Genomic DNA, 19,033 nt, shown 5'->3' on the forward strand with positions numbered 1-19,033 from the left:
ATGGACTCAATACTCAATCCTTTCTGTCAATGTTCTTTTTGTTAAGCGATTCAACCCAGGGGTCTAACTTATGGAATAGCGCTGCAACAGACGTTCAGCCGCATCTACCGGCAAGCGGGTATCAAGCATGGTTCATCGCACAGCGGTCGGCGCACGCTGGCCGCGACGGTGCTGGCTGCGACTGGCGATGTGGACATTGTTCAAACGATTCTCGGGCATGCCCAGCTCGACCACAGCAAGCCTTACCTGGCGATAAATGCGGACACCATACGGCGAGCCTTTGAAGTGGCTTTGTAGATACTATGTTTCTACATTGGTGCTTGCGCATAGAGTGGCAAGTATCTACAATGGCTATACGTTACGGAGGTGCTTATGGAAGTCAAAGTTCAGCAGTGGGGCAACAGTGCGGCGATTCGTCTGCCGGCTACCGTGCTCAAGCTCATGAAGTTGGTCAGCGGCGACGTTCTGAAATTGGATGTGTCTGCTGAGGTTATGACGCTCAAGCCGGCGAAAGCCAAGCCGCATTATCAGTTGGCGGACCTGATGCAGCAGTGCGACTTGTCCGCGCCGGAGCCGGCAGAGCTTGCGGGTTGGAATGCCATGAAGCCGGTAGGTCGTGAAGCGTGAAGCGAGCCAAATTCAACCGTGGCGACATTGTGCGAGTGAACCTGAACCCCACCGAGGGGCGAGAGCAGCAGGGCGATTTTCGCCCAGCGTTGGTACTGACTCCAGCGGCCTACAACGCCACCGGGCTGGCAGTGATCGCACCGATCACCCAAGGAGGCGACTTCGCCCGGTACGCCGGTTTCGCCGTGACCTTGAGCGGAAGCGGCACCGAAACTCAAGGTGTGGTGCTGTGCAACCAGATTCGCACGGTTGACCTTGAGGCTCGCGGCGCCAAGCGCGTGGAGGCGGTGCCCGAGGTCGTAATGGACGAAGTGCTGGCCCGTGTGCAGGCACTGTTTGAGTAAAGGAAAACCGGATGAACGACGGAAGTTTAGGATTGGTAGCTGGTTTAGCCCTCGCGGCAAGTGCTACCGCAGGTTTGCTTGGGAATCAGACCGTTGCAGCCGTTTTAGCTGTGATTGGCATCGCTTTCGCGGTTGCCCTTGGGTTGTCCAAGCGCGCTAAGAACAAGGCTCAGCCAAAGAGCCAGTAAATCGAGGAAAACGGCACCGCCCAAGCCCAGCCATCGAGCTGGGCAGCCACGTTGAACCGGCACATTAACAACCCAAAAGGAGTCGCTATGAACACGGACCTGATCGTCAAACGGATTTTGCTCACACCCGTGGCAGCAGGCTTTGGGTGGCTCGTTGCCACCATGCTTCTCATAGGGCTAAAACTGGCCTTCCCCACGTTTTCAACCACATGGATTGAGCGCGCAGGCCCTATCGGCGCCATTGTAGGCATCGTCATTTTCTACGCGATGACCTGGAAGGAAGGTCGCTCGGCCAAATAGGCCCATGCCGAGAATAAACCCCATTAACTCTACGGAGTTCGACGATGAAGGCTGCGAAATCGGCATGGCAAAAACAGGTTGGCGGCGCGCTCATAGCGTTGCAGCGACAGCGATTGCATCTGGAACATAAATTAGGCTTTTGGAGTTTGCCCGTCTACGCCTGGATTCGGCGCGTTTTAGGCAAGCCACCTATTTCCAAGGAGGTCTCGCCGCAGATCGAGAAGATTGAGCATCGCATGTGGCTCATTTCATCCCGCTACAGGTAGGAAAACGACCAGGTACGCCCAAGCCCAGCCCCGCGCTGGGCCGAGGCTGTAGAGGGATGACCGTTTTCCGGCGTCCACCAATCAAAGGAATGACTACACCCATGAGCACAACCATCACCCTCAAAACCCAGCAAGTGCAGGCCGTTAATCAGGCCCTGCGCCGGTTGATCGATGCGCTGCGCAGTACCCCAGTGGCAATCCTTGCCCAAGAGCGCGCCGAAGTGGAGGGGCGCTTGCGCACCCTAGCGGCGCTCGGCCTGATCGATGCCGAAGAAGAGCAGGAGTTGTATTCCCTGGCCGAGGCTGCGCGCCAAGCGGCCGAGGAAGCCTGAACCCCATCAACTTCACGGAAGCCGCCGCCGATCACTTGCCCGCCATGTGCGGGCCTTGTCGGTAGGAGCAGGCCGCTTTGGCCAACTGGATCGAGCAGGAAAAAGATATGTCACGTTCGGTAGGTGCGGTCGACTTCGAGGATGGCCGCAGGTTGTACTTGATCTACGATGGAACCGTTGGTGTCGCTTGGCGCCCACTTTTTGAAACCAGCGATGCGGCTTGGGATTGGTACTGCGCTGAAAGCGTTGAGTTTGCAGAGCCGGTAGGTGCAGCCAGTACAGAGCTTCCAGTCGTGTTGACTATTGATCTTCATTACGACGACCAGGAGCGTTGGAAGTTCGCAAGTCGGGCATCTGCGGATGCAATGTGGCTCACCGGTCCGGCCAGCTCAGACGAAGCAGCGGACGAAAGAAGTAAGCACTTCGATGAGCCTTTCGGCGGTTACTTTTCTGACGATGAAAAACCAGTGAACTGATCGAGGAAAACGGCACCGCCCAAGCCCAGCCATGCGCTGGGCCGAGGCAGTAGAACCCACCCCCTTTAGATCGCAAGGAACCCCACACATGACCCAAGCCCCCGCCGTTGCCGCCGAGTCCAAGCTGGAAACGAGCAGCGTCCGCTTTCATATCGAGACGATTCGCCAGTCGCTGAGTAGCCAGGAGGCCGCCTTGCGCTTTGAGTACGTGCGTGGCTACCTCGACGCGCTGTATGGGCAGTGCAAGTTCGATGAGCAGGAGCGCGACAGCCTGCTGGCTGAGGCAAAAGCCGTGAAAGAGGCGTGGCCGCAGAAGGTGCAGTCCGCACCGACCAACTGAACCCCCAACTGTCTAGGAAAGCACTTATGCCCCGCACCATCGAGAGTATCGTCGAGAACCACAGGGTAGCAGCAGAGCGCCGTGCCGCTGGCAAGCCTGTGTGGGATCGCAAAATCGACATCAAGGCGATTCTGCATGAAGATCAGTCGAACACCTCCAACGAGCATGCGGCGCAGGTGGCCAATCACATTGGCGCGCTGATCCGCAGCCGAGTTCCCGCTGACTGGCTGGATTGGGAGTCTACCGACCTGGACGAAGATTTGGCCCATATCGTTGAGGGCATGGAAGCACTGAAGCCAGACAGCTATGACGGCGAAGAGGACTTTACACCGCTAACAGACCTCAACAGCATGCTGGACCAGCTCTACGACTGGGCTGACGGTAAGCGCGTTTGGCTCGGCCGCTGATCAAGGAAATCGTGACCATGACGACTATCAGTACCGATGCGTTTGAAATCGAATTGCGCCAGGCTCAGATGGCACGCAAGGCGTGGGCGGTGACCCGTCAGGCCTTGGCGGATTACCAGTCTGGTGCAGCTCCGGCCGGCAACCTGCAAGAAATCCTGGAGAACATCGACAAGGCTTACGACAAGTACCTGAACGCCTGCACTGTCCTGGGCGAGAAGGTGCTGGGAGCTTCGCCCGACATGCCGAAGCCAGAACTGACGATCATGACCCTGTAGGAAAACGGCACCGCCCAAGCCCAGCCATTCGCTGGGCCGAGGCAGTAGAGGATGCTGTAGAACAGCCATCGAAGGCCTGGAAGAAGCCCAGGCGTGACCAGCGCCGTTACCAGGGAAAATCATCAAGCGCAGATAACGCGCCACGTCCTGAGTTCGAATAGGTGAAAGGTTTCTATGAAGTTTTGGATTGCAACCTGTAGCACGTGTGGCAACGTCAAGCTGGCTCAGTGGACAACGCCCACGAGTTGTAGACGTCAGGTCGAAGCAGATAAAGGCCTTGGTAATTTTTGCAACAAGGCGCTTACGGATGTATTTGAAGACATCTCGCCAGCGCTAAGGGTTCGACTCAGCCTGAATCGCTGCCCCGAGTTCGATACCCAACACTCACATATCGATTTTTACATAGACCCTGAAACCAATCGCTACGTCATTACCTCACTGCCCTTCGTAGCGTATCCTCCAGCCGTTATCGAACCTGAACATTCATTGCATCAAGCCTTTTATCGAGCTAAGAATGAACAAGCCGCCTCGCGTTGGCTAGCCAAATACGGTGAAGCTATCCCACCCCCTGCAAACCTGGACTACGGCGTGGCAGAGACGATGCTGGTTAGCACACTAGGTTACCCTGGCCCAACGCCTCTCACACCAGCAGAAAATGAGGTTCTTCAAGCTAGCGCTGCTCTCGGCGATGTTACGCTTGATATTGTCTTTCTGATAATTGAAGTTCTAGGCTGGCGACCTGGCAGGCCAGTCCCTGAAGACGATCCTGGCTGGATCGCAATATGGGCTGAGGAAGAGATGGTGCTGGGCTCTATGACCATGGCCAGGGACATTCTTGGGATGCCCGACTTTGGGGATTACTGGAAACCGTCTGCAGTCTCAGAGTTCTACGCTAAAGAGAGAGTTCAATGGGATATCTGAACCTGTAAGGAGATAGGAAACCGCGCCCAGGTACGCCCAAGCCCAGCCCATGCTGGGCAGCGGCAGTAGAAGGATGCCTCTTTGGCGTCCACCCCATCGTAGGAGACGACATGGCCACCGCCACCCTGATGCAGCGTTACACCGAGTACAACGACCGTCTGAAAGCTCAGGGCATCAAGCTGATCGCCTTCGAGTGCCCGGCCTGCAAACAGAGCATTGAAACCCAGCCAGCGCCGAACGGTGACGTGTGGGACACCCTTTCGGAGTGCCCTCACTGCAACGCGATGTTCATGAAAGTCACCGAGGGCGAGCAGGCTCGCGGCCTGATTCCGCAAGCCCCGGCGCACACCACCAGCTGATCCGGGAAAACAGCGATGAGCACACCTACGGCATTTCAAACCAGCAAAATCTTGCCCAATAGCACCCTTGCTATGCCACCTAGCCAGAGCCGGGTGGACGCTATGGCTGCCAGTATCAAAGACATTGGTATCCTGGAGCCAATTCTCGTTCGTAAGGTGGGCCACCGCTATGAAATCACCCCTGGCGGAGGCATGGTTCGGTGGCTTGCGGCTACGAAGTTGGGGATGGATATAGTCCCAATCAGGGTGCTCCAACTCGACGAGGAGGACTGCGCCGCAGCGTCACTCATCGCCGATATGAGTCGCGAGCGCATAGCCCCCGAAGAAACGGTTCGCAACCTGGAGAGGCTTATCGAACAGTTTGGCGAGAATGTGGCTGATCTGGTGATAGAGCAGCTACCTGACCTTCGCGAGGCCGCGGCCTCTAACCCGGAACTGCAAGCACGCATCAATGCCGTTTTAGCCCGATGCAGGATTAATAGCGAGAAGTTGTAGGAAACCAGGATGGCCATTAACGATAACGCTGGCGGAGGCTGCGATGAACGTTGACTACTTCGCTTGGGTGTTCAGACGTTCTCTGGTAGTGACTTTGCTGTACGTCATTGCCTGCCTGGTCGGCTGGCTGCTGTTCGGGGTCGGAAACGGCTGGAGCGCGATTGTTGTTTCGAGCCTGACCTGGGTGATGTTTTTCTGGTTGTACGCCAAAGACCCTCGCACTGAGCGGACGCACTACAACGAAACCCGAGAACGAGACGAATAGGAAATATCGAGTACAACCAACGCCTCGGCCAGTGGCGGGGCTCGGTTAGTAGAAGCGCCAGATCGGCCAGCGCAGAAAATCCAGACATGCGTTGGACTGATACCGTAACAGAGGCGCGCTTTTGGCGCGTCCATAGAGCATGAGGAAGCATTGTTTATGGGACAGGCAAAAAACCGTGGTTCTCGGGAGCAACGAATAGCAGAGGCTCAAGACAGTCGAAAGATGACTAGCAGACTGCATGCGATCATCAATGAAACGCGCATGGAAAGCGTGATTTTGCCTAAATTTCCCTGCGCAGAATGTGGTACCTGGATTACGCCAGACCCCTCGAAAAATGAAGAGCTTGTTGTTCCTGTGCGTCATGGCGTCCAGTTCGGTGAGTGCCAGCATTGTAATGCTCGGCATTTGGTTGTTTCAGCCTCAAATAAACAGGATTGCATAGCTCTTGAACCAATTCTTGCAAGCATGAAGCGCTCAATGAGTTGGGTTTGATCCAAGCACTGAACGTCTAGGAAAACGAGGCCATGACCACGACTGTGAAAGCAAAAGCTAGCGAATTGGCTGGGGCAGCCTTGGATTGGGCTGTGGCTAAAGCCGATGGTGAGAAACTGGTTGAGGTTGACGGCAAGCACTCCGTAATCACCGGTTTCCGCCTGAATCCTATCCGCGTTCCAGGTGGTTACACACCGTCCACCGATTGGAATCAGGGCGGTCCGTTCATATTTGAGTACCGCGTAAATTTGATCGAGGTAAACGAGGACTGTTGGGAGGCTTGGGTTTCTGGCCTAGAAGATCAACGCTACCAGGGTGGCGATAGCCCTTTGGTTGCCATCTGCCGCGCTGTCGTGGCTTCGCAACTGGGCGATACCGTTATGGTTCCAGAAGCACTTTTCGGCACGGCAGAGACGCCAGCGATCAAATCACCTCACCAGGTATAGGAAAACCGTAGACAACCAGCCCGCCAAGCGTGGGCTTTCGCGGTACCGGGGCGTGGGTTTCACGACCCCGACCTTCCCTCGCAAGGAGCTGAACAGATGAGTACCCGCCATATCGATAGCCCTGAATCACCGGCAATGGTGATGCCAAAAGATCAGTTCATACAGGAGGTTCTGGCTGACGTAGCAAAGACGAGCCCTGAACAAGCTCGGGTGATGGCCCAGATGGCCGTAGAACGGGAGCAGAGCCGTGAGCTCCGCAACATTTTGCGGCATCCTTTTGCCGTTTTGTTTGGCACAGCGCTCCTACTTTCGATCGTGGCGGCGGCAGCGCTGTACATTTTGGGTGAACAATCGGAGGGCGCGCTTTATGTTCGAGTGGTCGCGTGTGCTGTGCTCTCGCTAGTGGGAGGCTGGGCTGTATTCAAGCCTAGGCGTGACTAACTCGGAAATCGGACACCATGAACATCAAGAGCAGCAATGATTGCCGAGTATGCGGCGGTGATGGCTACGTTACCCAGGGCCGTTGCGAGCCCTGCCGTGGCACCGGGAAAGAGGGTAAGCCCAGCCAGCAATCGGCAGCCCCGAAGCCACCGTCCCGCTAACGAGGAAAACGCGGTACCGCCCAAGCCCAGCCATCGAGCTGGGCAGCGGCAGTAGAGGGACGCCCAATTTCGCGTCCGCGAAACTGACAGGGAGCACCATGCATGAGCGTGATCGTGAAGAAGGCCGAGAAGATCCAGGCAACGGTGGAATCGCTGGAAGCTGGGTTCAGCTTTGAGCAGTTCCTGGCGGCGTTCCAGGCTCAATATCCCAAGGACTGGGAGAAGGTGCAGCGCGAGTATGCCAAGCATGAACGCAAGACCAAACCAGGTAAAAGCCATCCCATGCCTGAGCCCGTCCAGTACATGCGCAATGCGCTGAATGTACACATGAAGGCCGGTAAGTCGAACTGATAGGAAACCGCTCAGCAGCACCTCAAGCCCCGGCCTAAAAACCGGGGCCGAGGACGTAGAAGCAAGCGCGGTTTTCGCGCCCGAGAAATCTGTTAGGGGAACGATTATGAATATTGCCGGCTACAAGATCGCTTGGGAAAGCCAACTGCCTAACCTGAGCGAGCGCATCAAGGCCAACTTTTATGCCAACGTTAACCACGTTGCGACAGGTGCGACCGAAACCGCGATCCATGAGGCTGCATTGGTAACGAAGGGATATGTCGTTGGCTTGATGGACGCCGAAGCAGTGAACGAGGAAGAGGCGGGCATTTTGGCGGGCATGCTTGTTCTAATCGAAACCAAGGCGAAAGCTAGGTTTAGCAAAGCCCCACTGTCTTAACGGAAAACGGACCAGCTACACCTAAACAACGGCACACCTGGGCCGCAGCAACAACCATAGAGGGCGCCATTCCGCGCCCGGTCACCAGATTGAATAGGAGTTTTAACAGTGGATGAGTCTGATTTGGATGCGCGCATTGAAGGCCTTGAGCGAGTACGGAGAATCGGGATCTTTGCCTTTGTCTTGGCCGTCGTTTACGCGGGGGTGAGCTTTGTGGTCGATCCTGGGCCAGGGGCGGTGGGAAAGATCATTGCTACCTTGGGGCCGGTGACTGCAATCGCCGCCCTTATGGGCGTGACGACAGTGTTGGCGGGCGCTCAGTTGAAGTTGTGGCAGCTACGCCAAGAACGTAAGCGCCCAAGTCGGTAGGAAAACGCTCAGCTTCACCCCTAAGCCCTGGCCTAACAAACCGGGGCCGGGTCAGTAGGAGATGGCGCTATTTTCGCGCCCGCGAAACGATGGATAATTTGATGAAACCTGAAGCAACACCATTCAATAGCCCTGTTTGGCTGGTTTTTTACTCGGTCCTATCGACCATCAGTGTCGCAAATGTAAAAACGGCATTAGACATGGAGTGGTGGTTTGGTGTCGGAGCGATGGGTTTTGCGGCTGCTTCGTTCGCCTTAGTGATAGTTACTTGCCGAGAGATAGGCAAAGGTCTGTCCAGCGCTCAGCAGCGCCCTTCAATAGTCGAGGACACTGCGCAGGCCGCATTGTCGATGCCAGCGGTCCAGGCTCTTGATACGAAGCTGGATGCTCTTTGTAAGCACCTCGGTGTCGACACCGTAAGTTGATGGAAAATGCGGCGGATCTCCCGCCCAGGTACGCCCAAGCCCAGCCACCGAGCTGGGCAGCGGCAGTAGAGATGAATGCTTTTTGCCCCCGCCGAGACTAGGGAGAATAATTTGAAAACTGCATTTTGGTTTAGCTTCATGGTTGTGATGGCCATCGCAGCGGTTATTGCAGGAGGGCAGAAAAATGTCGTGGGCACATTCCTTGCGTTTTTTGCCCTCGCCGGTTCGGCGTTCACTTTCATGCTGTATTTCTTGGAAGGCAGGCAGTCTGCGAAACCGCATTCGAAGCTGCCCTCAGCTCCCGAAATGAATGACGCAAACTGTTAGCGGAAAGCGCTCAGAGGCACCCCAAGCCCTGGCCCTCAAAAGCCGGGGCCGAGGACGTAGAAAGGGATGCATTCGCTCCCCAGTATTGAGCAGGAAAAACACATATGATGAAAGCAGTGATGTTCGTCGCCATTTCGTTCAGCGGCGTTAGCGAGAGCACCTATACAATTCCGGGTTATGAGTCCCTAGATGAATGCAAGCAATCCCAGCCGACCGTTACCAAACAGATTATGACTGAGCCTTTTATGGGCTCAACTGGGAAGCTCTATCCGAAAAACTCATTGCCGGAGCGAGTAAAAACCAAGTGCGTTGAGTTATAGGAAGCCCTGAAATATCCGATGAATCACGAAAAGTTGGCCTGCTGGATTTGAGGGCGAGCCTGGCTGGGGCATCACCGACTGCAGGACCTCGGAATCCGCCAGAAACGCCTAGGCCTGCCCATGCTGGGCTGAGGCCGTAGAGGGGGCCGGTATGCGTGCCCAGAATCGAACAGGAATATGTCTTGGAGTGAAATGACGCATGAACTCAAAAGTTTTGTTCGGTGGCGCGGTTCTCGTGTCGCTCGGCGGGTTGTCCTTGTGGTTTCTAAGGGGCGCCTCCCCAGATCCTTATTTTGCTGCCAGCTGGGCGCTCGCAGTGATGGGTTTAGCATCTCGCCGGGGGACGAGCTTTCGTCGGCCACATTGAGCAGCGTCGTTGGCCAAGATCGTCCAGTTCTCGTAAGGCCCTCACCGGGTTAAATGAAAGGAAATCATCACGATGATGATCGATGCTAAACCGCTGCTGGCAAGTCTCGCCCAGGTTCGTGACGCACGCGCAAAGCTCGCAGACATTGCCGACACGCAAGTGCAGCTGCAGGAGCGAGACAAGGTAGCAGCGCTTGCCCGCTACGAGACATACGACCGGGAATACCGCGATGCTGAATTGACCCTGCGCGTCGCTAGTAGCGACCTGGTCCGCAACCTTGAACAACTTCTGGCCCCCCACGAAACGGCAGAGGCGGACCTGTTGAGTAAACAATCGAACTAGGTAGGAAATTTATGGGACTTGCCGCTTTTAGCACCCCCAAAGACATGGCCCTCAAGCTGTTCCGCGAGGCAGGACGAACCTGGAACGCGAAAACCTTTGAGGATATGGGAGACCATTTGCTCAATTTCAGCGTTACAAATTCCGCGCTGAGGGATTGGGTGATGCACCACCAGGGCCACGCTAAAGGCTCTGCTGCCTATGAAACCTGGCGATGTGGAGCTAAAGGCTACCTTGGCGAATGTGCGGACATCGCGAACGTAACGAAGCATTTTCACCTTAGAAAGAAGATAGCCACGCTGAATGAGGTCGAGGAAACACGAGTGGCGCTTGGCCCGTTTGGTGCTATTGAAGGGTCGGAATCAAGCCATCCATCTTTCGAAATTGTCCTCAGCGATGGTAAGGCTATCGACTTGCTGCAATTTCTCTTTCAGATTTGTTCGGCTTGGGAATCAATCTTTAAGGCCGACTCGAACCTAGGTGAACTGCCTTCTCATGCGTACTTCATGATGGTGAAGTCACCAGGCGCAGCGAAAGCCACGAGTTAAGGGAAAACCGCTCCGCTGCACCCCGAGCCCCGCCCTGCGGGGCTGAGGGCGTAGAAGGACGCCCATTTTCTCGTCCGCGAACACGATAGGAAGTAGACCATGGATGTGACGAAATCGCGTGAGGCATATATCGACGAGCGCCGGCAGACCGAGGCCGAGCGCAAGGCCCGTGCCGCTGAAAAGCTCAAGGATCACCAGTACACCTGCCTTGTGAAGCAGTCCGACGTTGAGGTATGGCGTTGCAAGGCTGAGCGCACCACTGCCTATGCCTTCGACATCATGATGACCCGGTTCGGAATCGCGGTGGTCGGCGATATCGGCGACCTGACGTTCAGTGTCGGCTTGGGCTATGGCATGTCGTTCCTGGCGGGTGATGACGTCACCTACTACCTGCACACCAAGCTCAACGAGTCCCATAAATAACAGGTGTTCAGCACAAACCTGTTCCGTCAGGTGCTGGTGTCGAGCATATGCCGGGAGCTGCATGACGAGTGTTCTGAGGAAATTTGGGACACCCTGCCCGCGTGGGTTCAGGATGCTGACCTGGTGCGGGGGTCGCACTGGCAGGAATTCCGGGCACTGACCCTGATTCATCGTCGCGACCTCCATAACGGCGATGATCGGTGGATGCACTGGGACGACCTTTTTGATGCTGCCGAACAGATCGACTCCACCGAGGAAGCGCACCTGTTCATGCGCGACAATGCCGAAGTGCTTTGCTTGGGCGAAGAGTGGTACGAGCACCGCGTTACCGAGACGTGCGACAGCCTCTATGCGCAGCTGTACATGATTAACCACGCGGCCAAGGCGATCATGACCCAAGCCGATCAGGCTGCCGCCTGAAGGAAATCGTGACCATGATCTATCGAGTTATCGCCAGTTCGACGGCGCCTGATTGGAAGGATCGCGAAGCCATGGAGCGCGTCGTGTTCTTCGAGGCGCACACCAGGGTGGAAGCACATCAGCGTTTGAAGGATCTTCTGTCGGCGCTGTGGGCAGTCAGTCCAGAAACCATTGAGTATTACAACCTCGATGATGAACTCGAAATGATTTCTTATTCCATCGGTGGGGATGAAACCGGGGACCATCGGTTTTTTGAGTCTGGTGCCGCGCATGGTCAGCCGATGTATGTCGGTGGCAACGGCCATCCCCTGATGCTTTTGCACCGAAGCCTTGACCGTATGATGGCGGCGTACTTCACGTTGCCCCACCGTGGCGAGTCTGGATTGCGTATCCACCTCGGCAAGTTCGACTGATCCAGGTAAATCGCCAATGGAGACTTCAAAAAACCTGCTGCTCTTGCTCATGGTGATGGGTGCCTGCGGCATCGTAGGCACCTGGTCTGGCATCAAAGAGACGATGAAAGGGCTGATTACTGTTCTGCGTCGTGACTGACCCCACCAACCTCACGGAAAATGCGGCGGATCTCCCGCCCAGGTACGCCCAAGCCCAGCCACCGAGCTGGGCAGCGGCAGTAGAGATGAATGCTTTTTGCCCCCGCCGAGACTAGGGAGAATAATTTGAAAACTGCATTTTGGTTTAGCTTCATGGTTGTGATGGCCATCGCAGCGGTTATTGCAGGAGGGCAGAAAAATGTCGTGGGCACATTCCTTGCGTTTTTTGCCCTCGCCGGTTCGGCGTTCACTTTCATGCTGTATTTCTTGGAAGGCAGGCAGTCTGCGAAACCGCATTCGAAGCTGCCCTCAGCTCCCGAAATGAATGACGCAAACTGTTAGCGGAAAGCGCGGTACCGCCCAAGCCCAGCCACCCGCTGTGCAGCGGCAGTAGAGGACGCCGGATCGGCGTCGACCCTATCGAAGGAGTGAGCATGACGTACGCAATCGAGCAGATAAAACCCGAGGGTTCCACAGGCGCCATAGTCGTCACCTGGGACGGCGTGGAGGTTGCGGATTTCACTCATCGCGACAGCGCTGAATATTACGTGGAGCGCGATGTGGCGAACCGCCGCCGAGCTGATCAGCCGGACGCTTAGGAAACCGCCCAGGTACACCCCAGCCCAGCCTAACCCGTGGGGCCGTTGCCATAAGAGAGGCGCAATTTTTGCGCCCAGGATTGAGCAGGAAAGAGCTGCTATGACCCAGACAGTCACCCGGCCATCGATAACGTTGTTTACAGCAGCTACTTGCGGTGTACTAGCAGGTTTGGCGATTGTCGCTGCGGCCAAGATGGTTTTGTTGGACCCCTTTCTCGCAGCCCAAGCAGCTGCAGAGGAGCGAAGAATCCAGGCCGAAAACCTTCGTAGAGATGAAATTGTAGCTGAGCATATCGTCAAGCTCGATGGAGAGCTGAAATTGATGGCTTGCTGGGGATACATGGGTGGTCTACTCGAACAAAAGCTACCCATTTCAACCATCATCAGACAGGCATGCTCGCCAAGTTAAAGAGCGCAAAGGGTTATCGAAAAACTGAATGCCCAGTCGAGTAAATAAGGCGGCTATCGCGCTTAGGGGCTGCTGGCTGCTGCAATCCGGGGCGACAAGTCATCCCCGTCCACCATCAGCTCCACGAACAACGGAAATCCCGCCCAAGCCAAGCCATCGAGCTGGGCAGCCACGTTGGACCGGCACATTAACAACCCAAAAGGAGTCGCTATGAACACGGACCTGATCGTCAACCGGATTTTGTTCACACCAGTGGCAGCAGGCTTTGGGTGGATCGTTGCCACCATGATTCTCATAGGGCTAAAACTGGCCTTCCCCACGTTTTCAACCACATGGATTGAGCGCGCAGGCCCTATCGGCGCCATTGTGGGCATCATCATTTTCTACGCGATGACCTGGAAGGAAGGTCGCTCGGCCAAATAGGCCCATGCCCGAGTTGGACGGTTTAAACGGAAGTTGAGGGAAAACCGCAATGAATGATGCACCAAATGTACAGGCCGTCTGGTCGCTCAGCCTTTCCGTTGCTTGCCCTGCGTGTAAGCACGATTTTGATGTGCTGGAGACACACGACATCGGCGCCGAAGGAATTCAGACCTGTGAGCACGACACGGAAGCCAGCCGGAATGTCGAGTTGGGTTGCCCTGAGTGCGGACACGAGTTTCTTGCAGACCTGGCGTACTGATCGAATCAAGGAATACGATATGACCCTCATTGTGCAAAGCGACAACGCCGCCGAATCTGCGCCCAAAATTTCGTTCAATCATTGCGGCCAGATGCCTTGGAGTGGTCGCCACCAGTCGGCCTTTACCGGCCTTGAACTGGTTGAGCTGTTCGCGTTCTGCGAAGCAGAAGGGAACCGTCAAGGCCGCAACGATGCAAATCAAGACCGGATAGGAACGCGGGAGGAAGCCCCGTTTCACCAGGACTTCAGCGATGAGCACACCTACTGCATTTCAAACTAGCAAGATCTTGCCCAATAGCGCCCACGCTATGGCACCTCGCCAGAGCCGGGTGGACGCTATGGCTGCCAGCATCAAAGAGATTGGTATCCTGGAGCCAATTCTCGTTCGTAAGGTGGGTCACCGCTATGAAATCACCCCTGGAGGAGGCATGGTTCGGTGGCTTGCGGCTACGAAATTGGGGATGGATATAGTCCCCATCAGGGTGCTGCAACTCGACGAGGAGGACTGCGCAGCAGCGCCACTCATCGCCAATATGAGTCGCGAGCCCATAGCCCCCGAAGAAACGGTTGGCAACCTGGAGAGGCTTATCGAGCAGTTTGGCGAGAATGTGGCTGATCTGGTCATGGAGCAGATACCTGACCTTCGCGAGGCCGCGGCATCTAACCCGGAACTACAAGCACGCATCAATGCCGTTTTAGCCCGATGCAAGATTAATAGCGAGAATTTGTAGGAAACCGCCGCATGCGAGCAGACCGCCTAGACCGCTACATTGCTAGCCTGAAAGCCGAATCAGTGGATCTCGATTCGTTTCATATTGAAGTGCCATATATGTCCGGCTGGAAGCGCTACCGGATCGGCCGCGCCTGGCTAGGCATGCCCTTAGTCTACCGAGCGCAGCGTCTCGCACGACTGGGCTATGTCGATGCGGCGCGTGGTCGTCCGGTGCGGGATGTTCACGACTGGGGCGCCCCGTCTACACGCGAAACATGCGAACGGCCCGATGCCGTGACCATGAAGAACTGATTGGAATTCGAACATGCGATATGAACTCAGCGTCGCCCGCCATTACCTGACTGGAAAGCTCACGGGCAAGCACGCGGCTTATGCTCTTCGCGAACGCCCGGTGGCAGTGGCCAGTAAGGGCAAAACTTGGGTCGTCGACCCTGACTTCAAAGGTTGAGGAAAAGCGCCATGAAGCATTCAGCTGCCGATGCAATGATCACCGCCACTGCGGCCGTGGGCCGTATGGCTGGGCACCTTCTTCAAAAACCAAGCGTTGGGCCTCGGGGCGGTAAACCCAAGTCGAAGACGGCTCGCAAGGCCGCCCGCCGTGCCCGCGCAATCACTCGCCGCGGATAGGAAACAGCCGCCGTTCCCACAGCCCGCCCAGTCGCGGGCTAAGCAGTAGAAGGATGCCCTTTTGGCACCCACCACACGGAAGGAATGACCAGTGATGACCAGCAAACCGGATAACGTCAAAGAGCACCAAGCCAAGGGCGGTCAAGCAAAGACTTCGGACGTGGCGGCGACTGCGGCCAAGTACCTGGACTCGCAGGCACCTAAGCAGCAGTCGAAGTAAGCGGGAGAACGTCGCCCATGACTAGCTATTCACCCGCCCAAGGCTGCCCGAAATGCGGTGGCCATTCCGGCTACAGCTTCACCATGACTGAGCGTCACGCCATGGGCGGTGCTTGGGGTGGTTTGGCGTCATCCGGCGACAATGGCGATCAGCGCTACAGCTTGGTGTCCTGCGACGACTGCGGGCACAAGTTCAAGATGCAGGCGCTGGTCACGCTTGGCGCAATTCCAGGGCCGGACGCGGCATGCGTCCAGCACTTCGGCTGACCGCAAACTGATAAGGGAAAAATCGCGGTACCGCCCAAGCCCAACCATCAGGGTGGCAGCAACGACAGTAGGGAGGCGCGATGCGAGCGCCGCTAATGCCAAGGAGCAGATCGTGAGCAAAAAATCGAAACGTCCAGGCCGCGCAGGTCGAAAAAATCAAGCAAATCCAGCTACGGGAGAAAGAGGTCGCTATCAGATTATCTGCCCGCAAACCGGAACGCCCGTAATCACGACTAACCCTCAGGATGCCGTTGACGCGGTGATGCAGCTAGGCACTTATTTCTTCTACGAGATGGATGATAAGGGACCGTTCTTCGAGTCCCCAGTATGGGTCTGGATGATAGAGCCCGATCCCGAAGACGAAGCGACCGTAATTGCGGTACGTCACTCGTTTGAGGAGCTTGCGGCACTTCACGATGCAGCTTGCGAAACGACACATTGAATGGATTCTCGAAATTCACGGAAAACGAATGAAAAAAAACGATATCACTAAATCCAAGGTCAAGGTTCGAGCCTTTCATAAAGATCGCCTCGACGGTGACATGCTTCACCATCTGCTCCTGTCGGCTTTCTACGGTTTGGAAACAGCAAAGCTGTTTGGCTGGTCAGTTGAGCATCGTTACGGGCAGATGACTCAGACTCAGTTGATGCTGAGAGCAGGCCACAGCCGTATGTACTACGCAGCGGGCACGGATGGGATGCCTATGGGTATGCTTATTGTCACGAAAACAGACAAGCCGAAAATAAAGCGAATGGACGCGATTTTTGTGTTCGAGCCATTCCGAGGTTCGGGCGTAGCACGGCTACTTCTAGAAGAAGCACGCGCTGGCGGCGATCTGCACTCTTACTCAGCGCCATCGGCCGTAGAGTGGCATTTGAAAAACGGATTTCGCAACCTTGGGCCTAAGGAGTCAGAGGGGACTTTTGAAATGTTTACCGGCAACTACAAGCCTGTATACGGTTTCTCGTACGCAATGCCGATCCCCACTGACTATGACAGAAATGCCATCCGTCAGCTTGAAGAAATGGAACGTCAGGTGTTGGCTGGTCGCTCCAGTCAGTAACTGATCTGTTCGAGGAAATCGTGACCATGAATACAACTGCTCCGGTAGTGCTGTACGTCTACCGCTGCGAGGCTTGCGGGCATGCTGGCCAGTTGCATCTGGCGGAATCTGCGCCCGAGGTAACGACTGCCTGTGCGTCGTGCGGTTCCGAGGTCCAGGCCGAATGGGATGGCGGTGTTGAGCTGGCCACCAACGAACCCGAATAACGGAATACGCCCTGCCACCACCAGCCCGCCGAGTCGCGGGCTTTGGCAGTACCAGGGCACGGATTTCGCGTCCGCGAAATGAGGGAAAGATAAATCATGACTGCCAAATCAAAACTTGAGATGGGAGAGAAATTCCCATACGACGACTTTCCAGACGACGACAGTGCCATGCCATCACCCGCCGTCGATTGGGCGCATGCAGCTGCGCGGGGTGTGCTGGCTGATCTTGAGGGCAGGCGCGGCGTCGGCCAGGAGCTGGAGCAAGTTGACGACGAAACCCGCGTTGAACTTGTGCAGTCGGTAGCCGAAATCATCAGGCTTGCACACCAGACGAAGAGTTGAGGGAAAACCTCTCTATGGCCCGAGAAATGCCGCTACCGATGCGCCTGGCCTGCATCTTGCCAACCAATATGCCACCGCGCACCGCAAAAATGGTGCGGTCATATCGCCTGCAACTGTCGGTGGCGCAGTTGGCCCCGAATAAATTCCATTTCGATTCCGAGTACAGCCAGGCGATGGGCTATCTCAAGGCGATGGACGACGCGGGACTGATTGATTGGGATACCTGGAAGGCTCTACTGGACGAAGCTGTGAGCTTGCTGCGTAGTTGGCGGGTACCGCCTGAACAAGGCGAATGAGAGGAAAACGTGCGTTGCCCTGCGTTGGTAGGCTAGTTGAAGGCCCACGCCGGCAGGGTGTCCCAGATCATGGTCCAAGCCGATCAGGCTGCCGCTTGAACGAAATGGTGAACATGGCACAGCTGAACGAGGCGCTACGACCTGCCGTCATCAAGCGGGAGTAGCCAGATATTTTGTTGGCAGAATTACGTCGATTCGGTATTATTGGTACGTGTTATATTCCTTTTAAGATTCCGTGGTAAAATTGGAATAGGGCCATGAAGCCCAGCGCAGCCTGGCTTGTTATCGGATGCAAGTCCAGGGACAGGCGGATCGCCTTGAGCGCGATCTTTATTCCCTGATCGGATAGGAAACCCGTAGCACACGGATCAGTCGCAGGTTTCGCGACTAAGGAAACGGAAGGAATTTACCGAATGAAATGCTTGAGAACACCATTGCCGATTGTCTTGCTCGCTGGGGTTTGCGCCACAGCGAATGCTGCGCAACCGCCTGTTTTGTGGAAGGTGCAGGTTACGGCGCAAACTAGTTCCGGTCCGCAGGAGTTTGCACTTTCGATCCCGGACGATGGGTGCCAAAGCCAAGAAATTCGTACCAACAAAGGCCCCCTAGCAGTGTTGAAGGTTTGCATGGGCAATGGCCTGAGCGCTCACGAGGCATATGGATGGCTCGTTACTGATCCAGACATGGCCGCTCTGGATGGCGACAGAAAATATGACCACGCGCAGCGTTTCAAAGTGGGAACTGACGGGACAGCCATGAATATCGAAACCTCTCTGTACTCGGTAAAGCTGTCCAGGTCGATCTGATCAAGACGGCGCCTGATGGATTGGACCTAGGGATTCTACATGCAAATCTTCGGCGTTCCACTTCATTCACCCCAGCGCGCAGATCTGGCCCGCTTGGTGGTCACCCTCGCTCTGGCAATCGTAGGTATTGCCTTGGTGATGCACTTCCTCGACTGGAATCTCGCTCAGTCCAGCGGGATTTTGGTAGGAGCATCGGCAAGCGCGATCAGCACCGCATGCGGGGTTGAGCTTCCTAAGCACGGCTTTAGAGGCTTGCTGGTATTTGGAGTCATTCTGCTTTGCCTGGTCGCAACCATGGCAGGTATCGATTGCCTACTCAGCTAATCAGGGAAAACGACGGTGCTTTGTGGAGTGGGTGCAGGACGACTCCGATAGGGCCTGCGTGCGGCGGACAACGGGAGGTGCTAGCCCTCCCAGCGAAACCACAGGCGTGCACCCACTACCACAAGGCACCAGTTCAAGAGGAAAACCCGCTGCATCACCAGCCCGCCCAGTGCGGGCTTTGCCAGTAGGAACAGGGCATTTTCAGCCCTTGGGATCGAGCAGGAAACACGTCGATGAGTACCAGCAAGAAGGTCAAGCTGACCGCCGCGCAGCGAGCGTGGTTCAAGGAGTTTGAAGACACCACGGGCGGCGATGCCCCCGGCCTGGAGGACTTCGAAGCGGGCACAAGCACGTTTGCCGAAGCAGCCAAGCGCAGCCTGGCCTGTTATCGGATGCAAGCCGAGGAACAGGCGGATCGCCTTGAGCGCGATCTTGATTCCCTGATCGGATAGGAAAACGTCATGGCTTTGCATGGGCTGTGGAAACACAAACCAACTGAGACACC

At 56.0% G+C, this 19,033-nt stretch carries 47 protein-coding genes and 1 pseudogene; all 48 read left to right on the forward strand.

Translation table 11 applies throughout. From position 1 onward, the window contains the following. Positions 1 to 78: 78 nt before the first annotated feature. Positions 79 to 297: pseudogene (locus tag L6D80_RS19385) on the forward strand (tyrosine-type recombinase/integrase); the annotation flags it as partial. Between the two features lie 75 nt (positions 298 to 372). After that, positions 373 to 627: an AbrB/MazE/SpoVT family DNA-binding domain-containing protein gene (locus L6D80_RS19390; RefSeq protein WP_060501495.1), complete on the forward strand. Its 255-nt coding sequence runs from the start codon at positions 373 to 375 to the stop codon at positions 625 to 627. Continuing rightward, the gene (locus L6D80_RS19395; RefSeq protein ID WP_060501497.1) at positions 624 to 971 is read left to right on the forward strand and encodes a type II toxin-antitoxin system ChpB family toxin; all 348 of its coding nucleotides are present in this window, start codon (positions 624 to 626) and stop codon (positions 969 to 971) included. Before L6D80_RS19390 ends, L6D80_RS19395 begins: the two co-directional genes overlap by 4 nt. Before the next feature lie 11 nt (positions 972 to 982). Continuing rightward, positions 983 to 1,159, forward strand: a complete 177-nt coding sequence (locus tag L6D80_RS19400) for a hypothetical protein (protein WP_156342222.1) — start codon at positions 983 to 985, stop codon at positions 1,157 to 1,159. Between the two features lie 87 nt (positions 1,160 to 1,246). Continuing rightward, on the forward strand, positions 1,247 to 1,459 hold the full coding sequence (locus L6D80_RS19405; RefSeq protein ID WP_060501499.1) for a hypothetical protein: 213 nt from the start codon (positions 1,247 to 1,249) through the stop codon (positions 1,457 to 1,459). Between the two features lie 44 nt (positions 1,460 to 1,503). Next, a complete protein-coding gene (locus tag L6D80_RS19410; protein ID WP_060501501.1) occupies positions 1,504 to 1,725 on the forward strand; it encodes a hypothetical protein in 222 nt (73 codons plus the stop codon). Positions 1,726 to 1,826: 101 nt separating this feature from the next. After that, positions 1,827 to 2,057 (forward strand): hypothetical protein, encoded by a 231-nt coding sequence (locus L6D80_RS19415; RefSeq protein ID WP_060501503.1) that lies wholly within the window; start codon positions 1,827 to 1,829, stop codon positions 2,055 to 2,057. A gap of 77 nt (positions 2,058 to 2,134) precedes the next feature. Continuing rightward, complete coding sequence (locus tag L6D80_RS19420; RefSeq protein WP_060501505.1) at positions 2,135 to 2,533, forward strand: hypothetical protein; 399 nt, start codon at positions 2,135 to 2,137, stop codon at positions 2,531 to 2,533. An 88-nt stretch (positions 2,534 to 2,621) separates the two neighbouring features. Beyond that, positions 2,622 to 2,873 (forward strand): hypothetical protein, encoded by a 252-nt coding sequence (locus L6D80_RS19425; RefSeq protein ID WP_060501507.1) that lies wholly within the window; start codon positions 2,622 to 2,624, stop codon positions 2,871 to 2,873. Positions 2,874 to 2,899: 26 nt separating this feature from the next. Further along, positions 2,900 to 3,280 carry a hypothetical protein gene (locus L6D80_RS19430; RefSeq protein ID WP_060501508.1) on the forward strand — a complete coding sequence of 127 codons (381 nt, stop codon included), beginning with the start codon at positions 2,900 to 2,902 and terminating at the stop codon, positions 3,278 to 3,280. Between the two features lie 17 nt (positions 3,281 to 3,297). Further along, a complete protein-coding gene (locus L6D80_RS19435; protein WP_151883543.1) occupies positions 3,298 to 3,555 on the forward strand; it encodes a hypothetical protein in 258 nt (85 codons plus the stop codon). Positions 3,556 to 3,729: 174 nt separating this feature from the next. Further along, a complete protein-coding gene (locus tag L6D80_RS19440; protein ID WP_148299956.1) occupies positions 3,730 to 4,476 on the forward strand; it encodes a hypothetical protein in 747 nt (248 codons plus the stop codon). 110 nt (positions 4,477 to 4,586) lie between these two features. Next, positions 4,587 to 4,835, forward strand: coding sequence for a hypothetical protein (locus tag L6D80_RS19445; RefSeq protein ID WP_023383639.1), 249 nt, complete (start codon positions 4,587 to 4,589; stop codon positions 4,833 to 4,835). A 72-nt stretch (positions 4,836 to 4,907) separates the two neighbouring features. Further along, positions 4,908 to 5,330 (forward strand): ParB/RepB/Spo0J family partition protein, encoded by a 423-nt coding sequence (locus L6D80_RS19450; protein WP_445009160.1) that lies wholly within the window; start codon positions 4,908 to 4,910, stop codon positions 5,328 to 5,330. Between the two features lie 43 nt (positions 5,331 to 5,373). After that, entirely contained in the window at positions 5,374 to 5,595 is a 222-nt protein-coding gene (locus L6D80_RS19455; RefSeq protein ID WP_023383640.1) for a hypothetical protein, read from the forward strand. Between the two features lie 156 nt (positions 5,596 to 5,751). Further along, positions 5,752 to 6,087, forward strand: coding sequence for a hypothetical protein (locus L6D80_RS19460; protein WP_128637215.1), 336 nt, complete (start codon positions 5,752 to 5,754; stop codon positions 6,085 to 6,087). 32 nt (positions 6,088 to 6,119) lie between these two features. After that, complete coding sequence (locus L6D80_RS19465) at positions 6,120 to 6,533, forward strand: phage protein NinX family protein (RefSeq protein ID WP_023383642.1); 414 nt, start codon at positions 6,120 to 6,122, stop codon at positions 6,531 to 6,533. Positions 6,534 to 6,629: 96 nt separating this feature from the next. Further along, a complete protein-coding gene (locus tag L6D80_RS19470) occupies positions 6,630 to 6,974 on the forward strand; it encodes a hypothetical protein (RefSeq protein ID WP_023383643.1) in 345 nt (114 codons plus the stop codon). Positions 6,975 to 7,237: 263 nt separating this feature from the next. Next, a complete protein-coding gene (locus tag L6D80_RS19475) occupies positions 7,238 to 7,486 on the forward strand; it encodes a hypothetical protein (RefSeq protein WP_023383644.1) in 249 nt (82 codons plus the stop codon). A 106-nt stretch (positions 7,487 to 7,592) separates the two neighbouring features. Then, on the forward strand, positions 7,593 to 7,865 hold the full coding sequence (locus L6D80_RS19480; RefSeq protein ID WP_023383645.1) for a hypothetical protein: 273 nt from the start codon (positions 7,593 to 7,595) through the stop codon (positions 7,863 to 7,865). A 470-nt stretch (positions 7,866 to 8,335) separates the two neighbouring features. Then, the gene (locus tag L6D80_RS19485; protein WP_023383647.1) at positions 8,336 to 8,659 is read left to right on the forward strand and encodes a hypothetical protein; all 324 of its coding nucleotides are present in this window, start codon (positions 8,336 to 8,338) and stop codon (positions 8,657 to 8,659) included. Positions 8,660 to 8,770: 111 nt separating this feature from the next. Beyond that, the gene (locus tag L6D80_RS19490) at positions 8,771 to 8,986 is read left to right on the forward strand and encodes a hypothetical protein (RefSeq protein WP_148299957.1); all 216 of its coding nucleotides are present in this window, start codon (positions 8,771 to 8,773) and stop codon (positions 8,984 to 8,986) included. Positions 8,987 to 9,090: 104 nt separating this feature from the next. Further along, positions 9,091 to 9,306, forward strand: a complete 216-nt coding sequence (locus tag L6D80_RS19495; protein ID WP_023383649.1) for a hypothetical protein — start codon at positions 9,091 to 9,093, stop codon at positions 9,304 to 9,306. Positions 9,307 to 9,745: 439 nt separating this feature from the next. Then, positions 9,746 to 10,015 (forward strand): hypothetical protein, encoded by a 270-nt coding sequence (locus L6D80_RS19500; protein WP_023383650.1) that lies wholly within the window; start codon positions 9,746 to 9,748, stop codon positions 10,013 to 10,015. A gap of 11 nt (positions 10,016 to 10,026) precedes the next feature. After that, the gene (locus L6D80_RS19505; protein ID WP_023383651.1) at positions 10,027 to 10,560 is read left to right on the forward strand and encodes a hypothetical protein; all 534 of its coding nucleotides are present in this window, start codon (positions 10,027 to 10,029) and stop codon (positions 10,558 to 10,560) included. Between the two features lie 99 nt (positions 10,561 to 10,659). After that, positions 10,660 to 10,983, forward strand: a complete 324-nt coding sequence (locus L6D80_RS19510) for a hypothetical protein (protein WP_226342927.1) — start codon at positions 10,660 to 10,662, stop codon at positions 10,981 to 10,983. Between the two features lie 3 nt (positions 10,984 to 10,986). Next, positions 10,987 to 11,403, forward strand: coding sequence for a hypothetical protein (locus L6D80_RS19515; protein WP_236183060.1), 417 nt, complete (start codon positions 10,987 to 10,989; stop codon positions 11,401 to 11,403). 14 nt (positions 11,404 to 11,417) lie between these two features. Continuing rightward, positions 11,418 to 11,816, forward strand: coding sequence for a hypothetical protein (locus tag L6D80_RS19520; protein ID WP_023383653.1), 399 nt, complete (start codon positions 11,418 to 11,420; stop codon positions 11,814 to 11,816). A gap of 16 nt (positions 11,817 to 11,832) precedes the next feature. Then, positions 11,833 to 11,955 (forward strand): hypothetical protein, encoded by a 123-nt coding sequence (locus L6D80_RS30105; protein ID WP_274519665.1) that lies wholly within the window; start codon positions 11,833 to 11,835, stop codon positions 11,953 to 11,955. A gap of 125 nt (positions 11,956 to 12,080) precedes the next feature. Further along, positions 12,081 to 12,296 carry a hypothetical protein gene (locus L6D80_RS19525; RefSeq protein ID WP_148299957.1) on the forward strand — a complete coding sequence of 72 codons (216 nt, stop codon included), beginning with the start codon at positions 12,081 to 12,083 and terminating at the stop codon, positions 12,294 to 12,296. 92 nt (positions 12,297 to 12,388) lie between these two features. Next, on the forward strand, positions 12,389 to 12,553 hold the full coding sequence (locus L6D80_RS19530) for a hypothetical protein (RefSeq protein ID WP_158491107.1): 165 nt from the start codon (positions 12,389 to 12,391) through the stop codon (positions 12,551 to 12,553). Between the two features lie 100 nt (positions 12,554 to 12,653). Then, the gene (locus L6D80_RS19535) at positions 12,654 to 12,962 is read left to right on the forward strand and encodes a hypothetical protein (protein ID WP_023383654.1); all 309 of its coding nucleotides are present in this window, start codon (positions 12,654 to 12,656) and stop codon (positions 12,960 to 12,962) included. 210 nt (positions 12,963 to 13,172) lie between these two features. Next, positions 13,173 to 13,385, forward strand: a complete 213-nt coding sequence (locus tag L6D80_RS19540) for a hypothetical protein (RefSeq protein ID WP_023383655.1) — start codon at positions 13,173 to 13,175, stop codon at positions 13,383 to 13,385. A gap of 49 nt (positions 13,386 to 13,434) precedes the next feature. Beyond that, complete coding sequence (locus L6D80_RS19545; protein WP_023383656.1) at positions 13,435 to 13,644, forward strand: hypothetical protein; 210 nt, start codon at positions 13,435 to 13,437, stop codon at positions 13,642 to 13,644. Between the two features lie 19 nt (positions 13,645 to 13,663). Next, complete coding sequence (locus L6D80_RS19550) at positions 13,664 to 13,924, forward strand: hypothetical protein (RefSeq protein WP_023383657.1); 261 nt, start codon at positions 13,664 to 13,666, stop codon at positions 13,922 to 13,924. Positions 13,925 to 13,952: 28 nt separating this feature from the next. Further along, positions 13,953 to 14,375, forward strand: a complete 423-nt coding sequence (locus L6D80_RS19555) for a ParB/RepB/Spo0J family partition protein (RefSeq protein WP_236183062.1) — start codon at positions 13,953 to 13,955, stop codon at positions 14,373 to 14,375. Between the two features lie 11 nt (positions 14,376 to 14,386). Further along, positions 14,387 to 14,668 (forward strand): hypothetical protein, encoded by a 282-nt coding sequence (locus L6D80_RS19560; protein ID WP_023383659.1) that lies wholly within the window; start codon positions 14,387 to 14,389, stop codon positions 14,666 to 14,668. Positions 14,669 to 14,681: 13 nt separating this feature from the next. Beyond that, positions 14,682 to 14,825 (forward strand): hypothetical protein, encoded by a 144-nt coding sequence (locus L6D80_RS19565; protein WP_176515319.1) that lies wholly within the window; start codon positions 14,682 to 14,684, stop codon positions 14,823 to 14,825. Positions 14,826 to 15,098: 273 nt separating this feature from the next. Continuing rightward, complete coding sequence (locus tag L6D80_RS30110; protein ID WP_259641803.1) at positions 15,099 to 15,224, forward strand: hypothetical protein; 126 nt, start codon at positions 15,099 to 15,101, stop codon at positions 15,222 to 15,224. Positions 15,225 to 15,241: 17 nt separating this feature from the next. Next, entirely contained in the window at positions 15,242 to 15,490 is a 249-nt protein-coding gene (locus L6D80_RS19570) for a hypothetical protein (protein WP_023383660.1), read from the forward strand. Between the two features lie 112 nt (positions 15,491 to 15,602). Further along, on the forward strand, positions 15,603 to 15,932 hold the full coding sequence (locus L6D80_RS19575) for a hypothetical protein (protein WP_135002595.1): 330 nt from the start codon (positions 15,603 to 15,605) through the stop codon (positions 15,930 to 15,932). Between the two features lie 28 nt (positions 15,933 to 15,960). Next, positions 15,961 to 16,554, forward strand: a complete 594-nt coding sequence (locus tag L6D80_RS19580; RefSeq protein ID WP_023383661.1) for a GNAT family N-acetyltransferase — start codon at positions 15,961 to 15,963, stop codon at positions 16,552 to 16,554. Positions 16,555 to 16,580: 26 nt separating this feature from the next. Beyond that, positions 16,581 to 16,760, forward strand: a complete 180-nt coding sequence (locus tag L6D80_RS19585) for an FmdB family zinc ribbon protein (protein ID WP_023383662.1) — start codon at positions 16,581 to 16,583, stop codon at positions 16,758 to 16,760. Positions 16,761 to 16,856: 96 nt separating this feature from the next. After that, entirely contained in the window at positions 16,857 to 17,102 is a 246-nt protein-coding gene (locus tag L6D80_RS19590; protein ID WP_060501515.1) for a hypothetical protein, read from the forward strand. 14 nt (positions 17,103 to 17,116) lie between these two features. Next, positions 17,117 to 17,398 (forward strand): hypothetical protein, encoded by a 282-nt coding sequence (locus L6D80_RS19595; RefSeq protein WP_023383663.1) that lies wholly within the window; start codon positions 17,117 to 17,119, stop codon positions 17,396 to 17,398. A 413-nt stretch (positions 17,399 to 17,811) separates the two neighbouring features. After that, on the forward strand, positions 17,812 to 18,204 hold the full coding sequence (locus L6D80_RS19600; RefSeq protein WP_023383664.1) for a hypothetical protein: 393 nt from the start codon (positions 17,812 to 17,814) through the stop codon (positions 18,202 to 18,204). A 39-nt stretch (positions 18,205 to 18,243) separates the two neighbouring features. After that, on the forward strand, positions 18,244 to 18,528 hold the full coding sequence (locus L6D80_RS19605; RefSeq protein WP_023383665.1) for a hypothetical protein: 285 nt from the start codon (positions 18,244 to 18,246) through the stop codon (positions 18,526 to 18,528). A gap of 233 nt (positions 18,529 to 18,761) precedes the next feature. Then, the gene (locus L6D80_RS19610) at positions 18,762 to 18,980 is read left to right on the forward strand and encodes a hypothetical protein (RefSeq protein ID WP_023383666.1); all 219 of its coding nucleotides are present in this window, start codon (positions 18,762 to 18,764) and stop codon (positions 18,978 to 18,980) included. Positions 18,981 to 19,033: the final 53 nt, after the last annotated feature.

Origin of the sequence: Pseudomonas ceruminis, from assembly GCF_021602025.1 — a bacterium.
GTDB classification, from domain to species: domain Bacteria; phylum Pseudomonadota; class Gammaproteobacteria; order Pseudomonadales; family Pseudomonadaceae; genus Aquipseudomonas; species Aquipseudomonas ceruminis.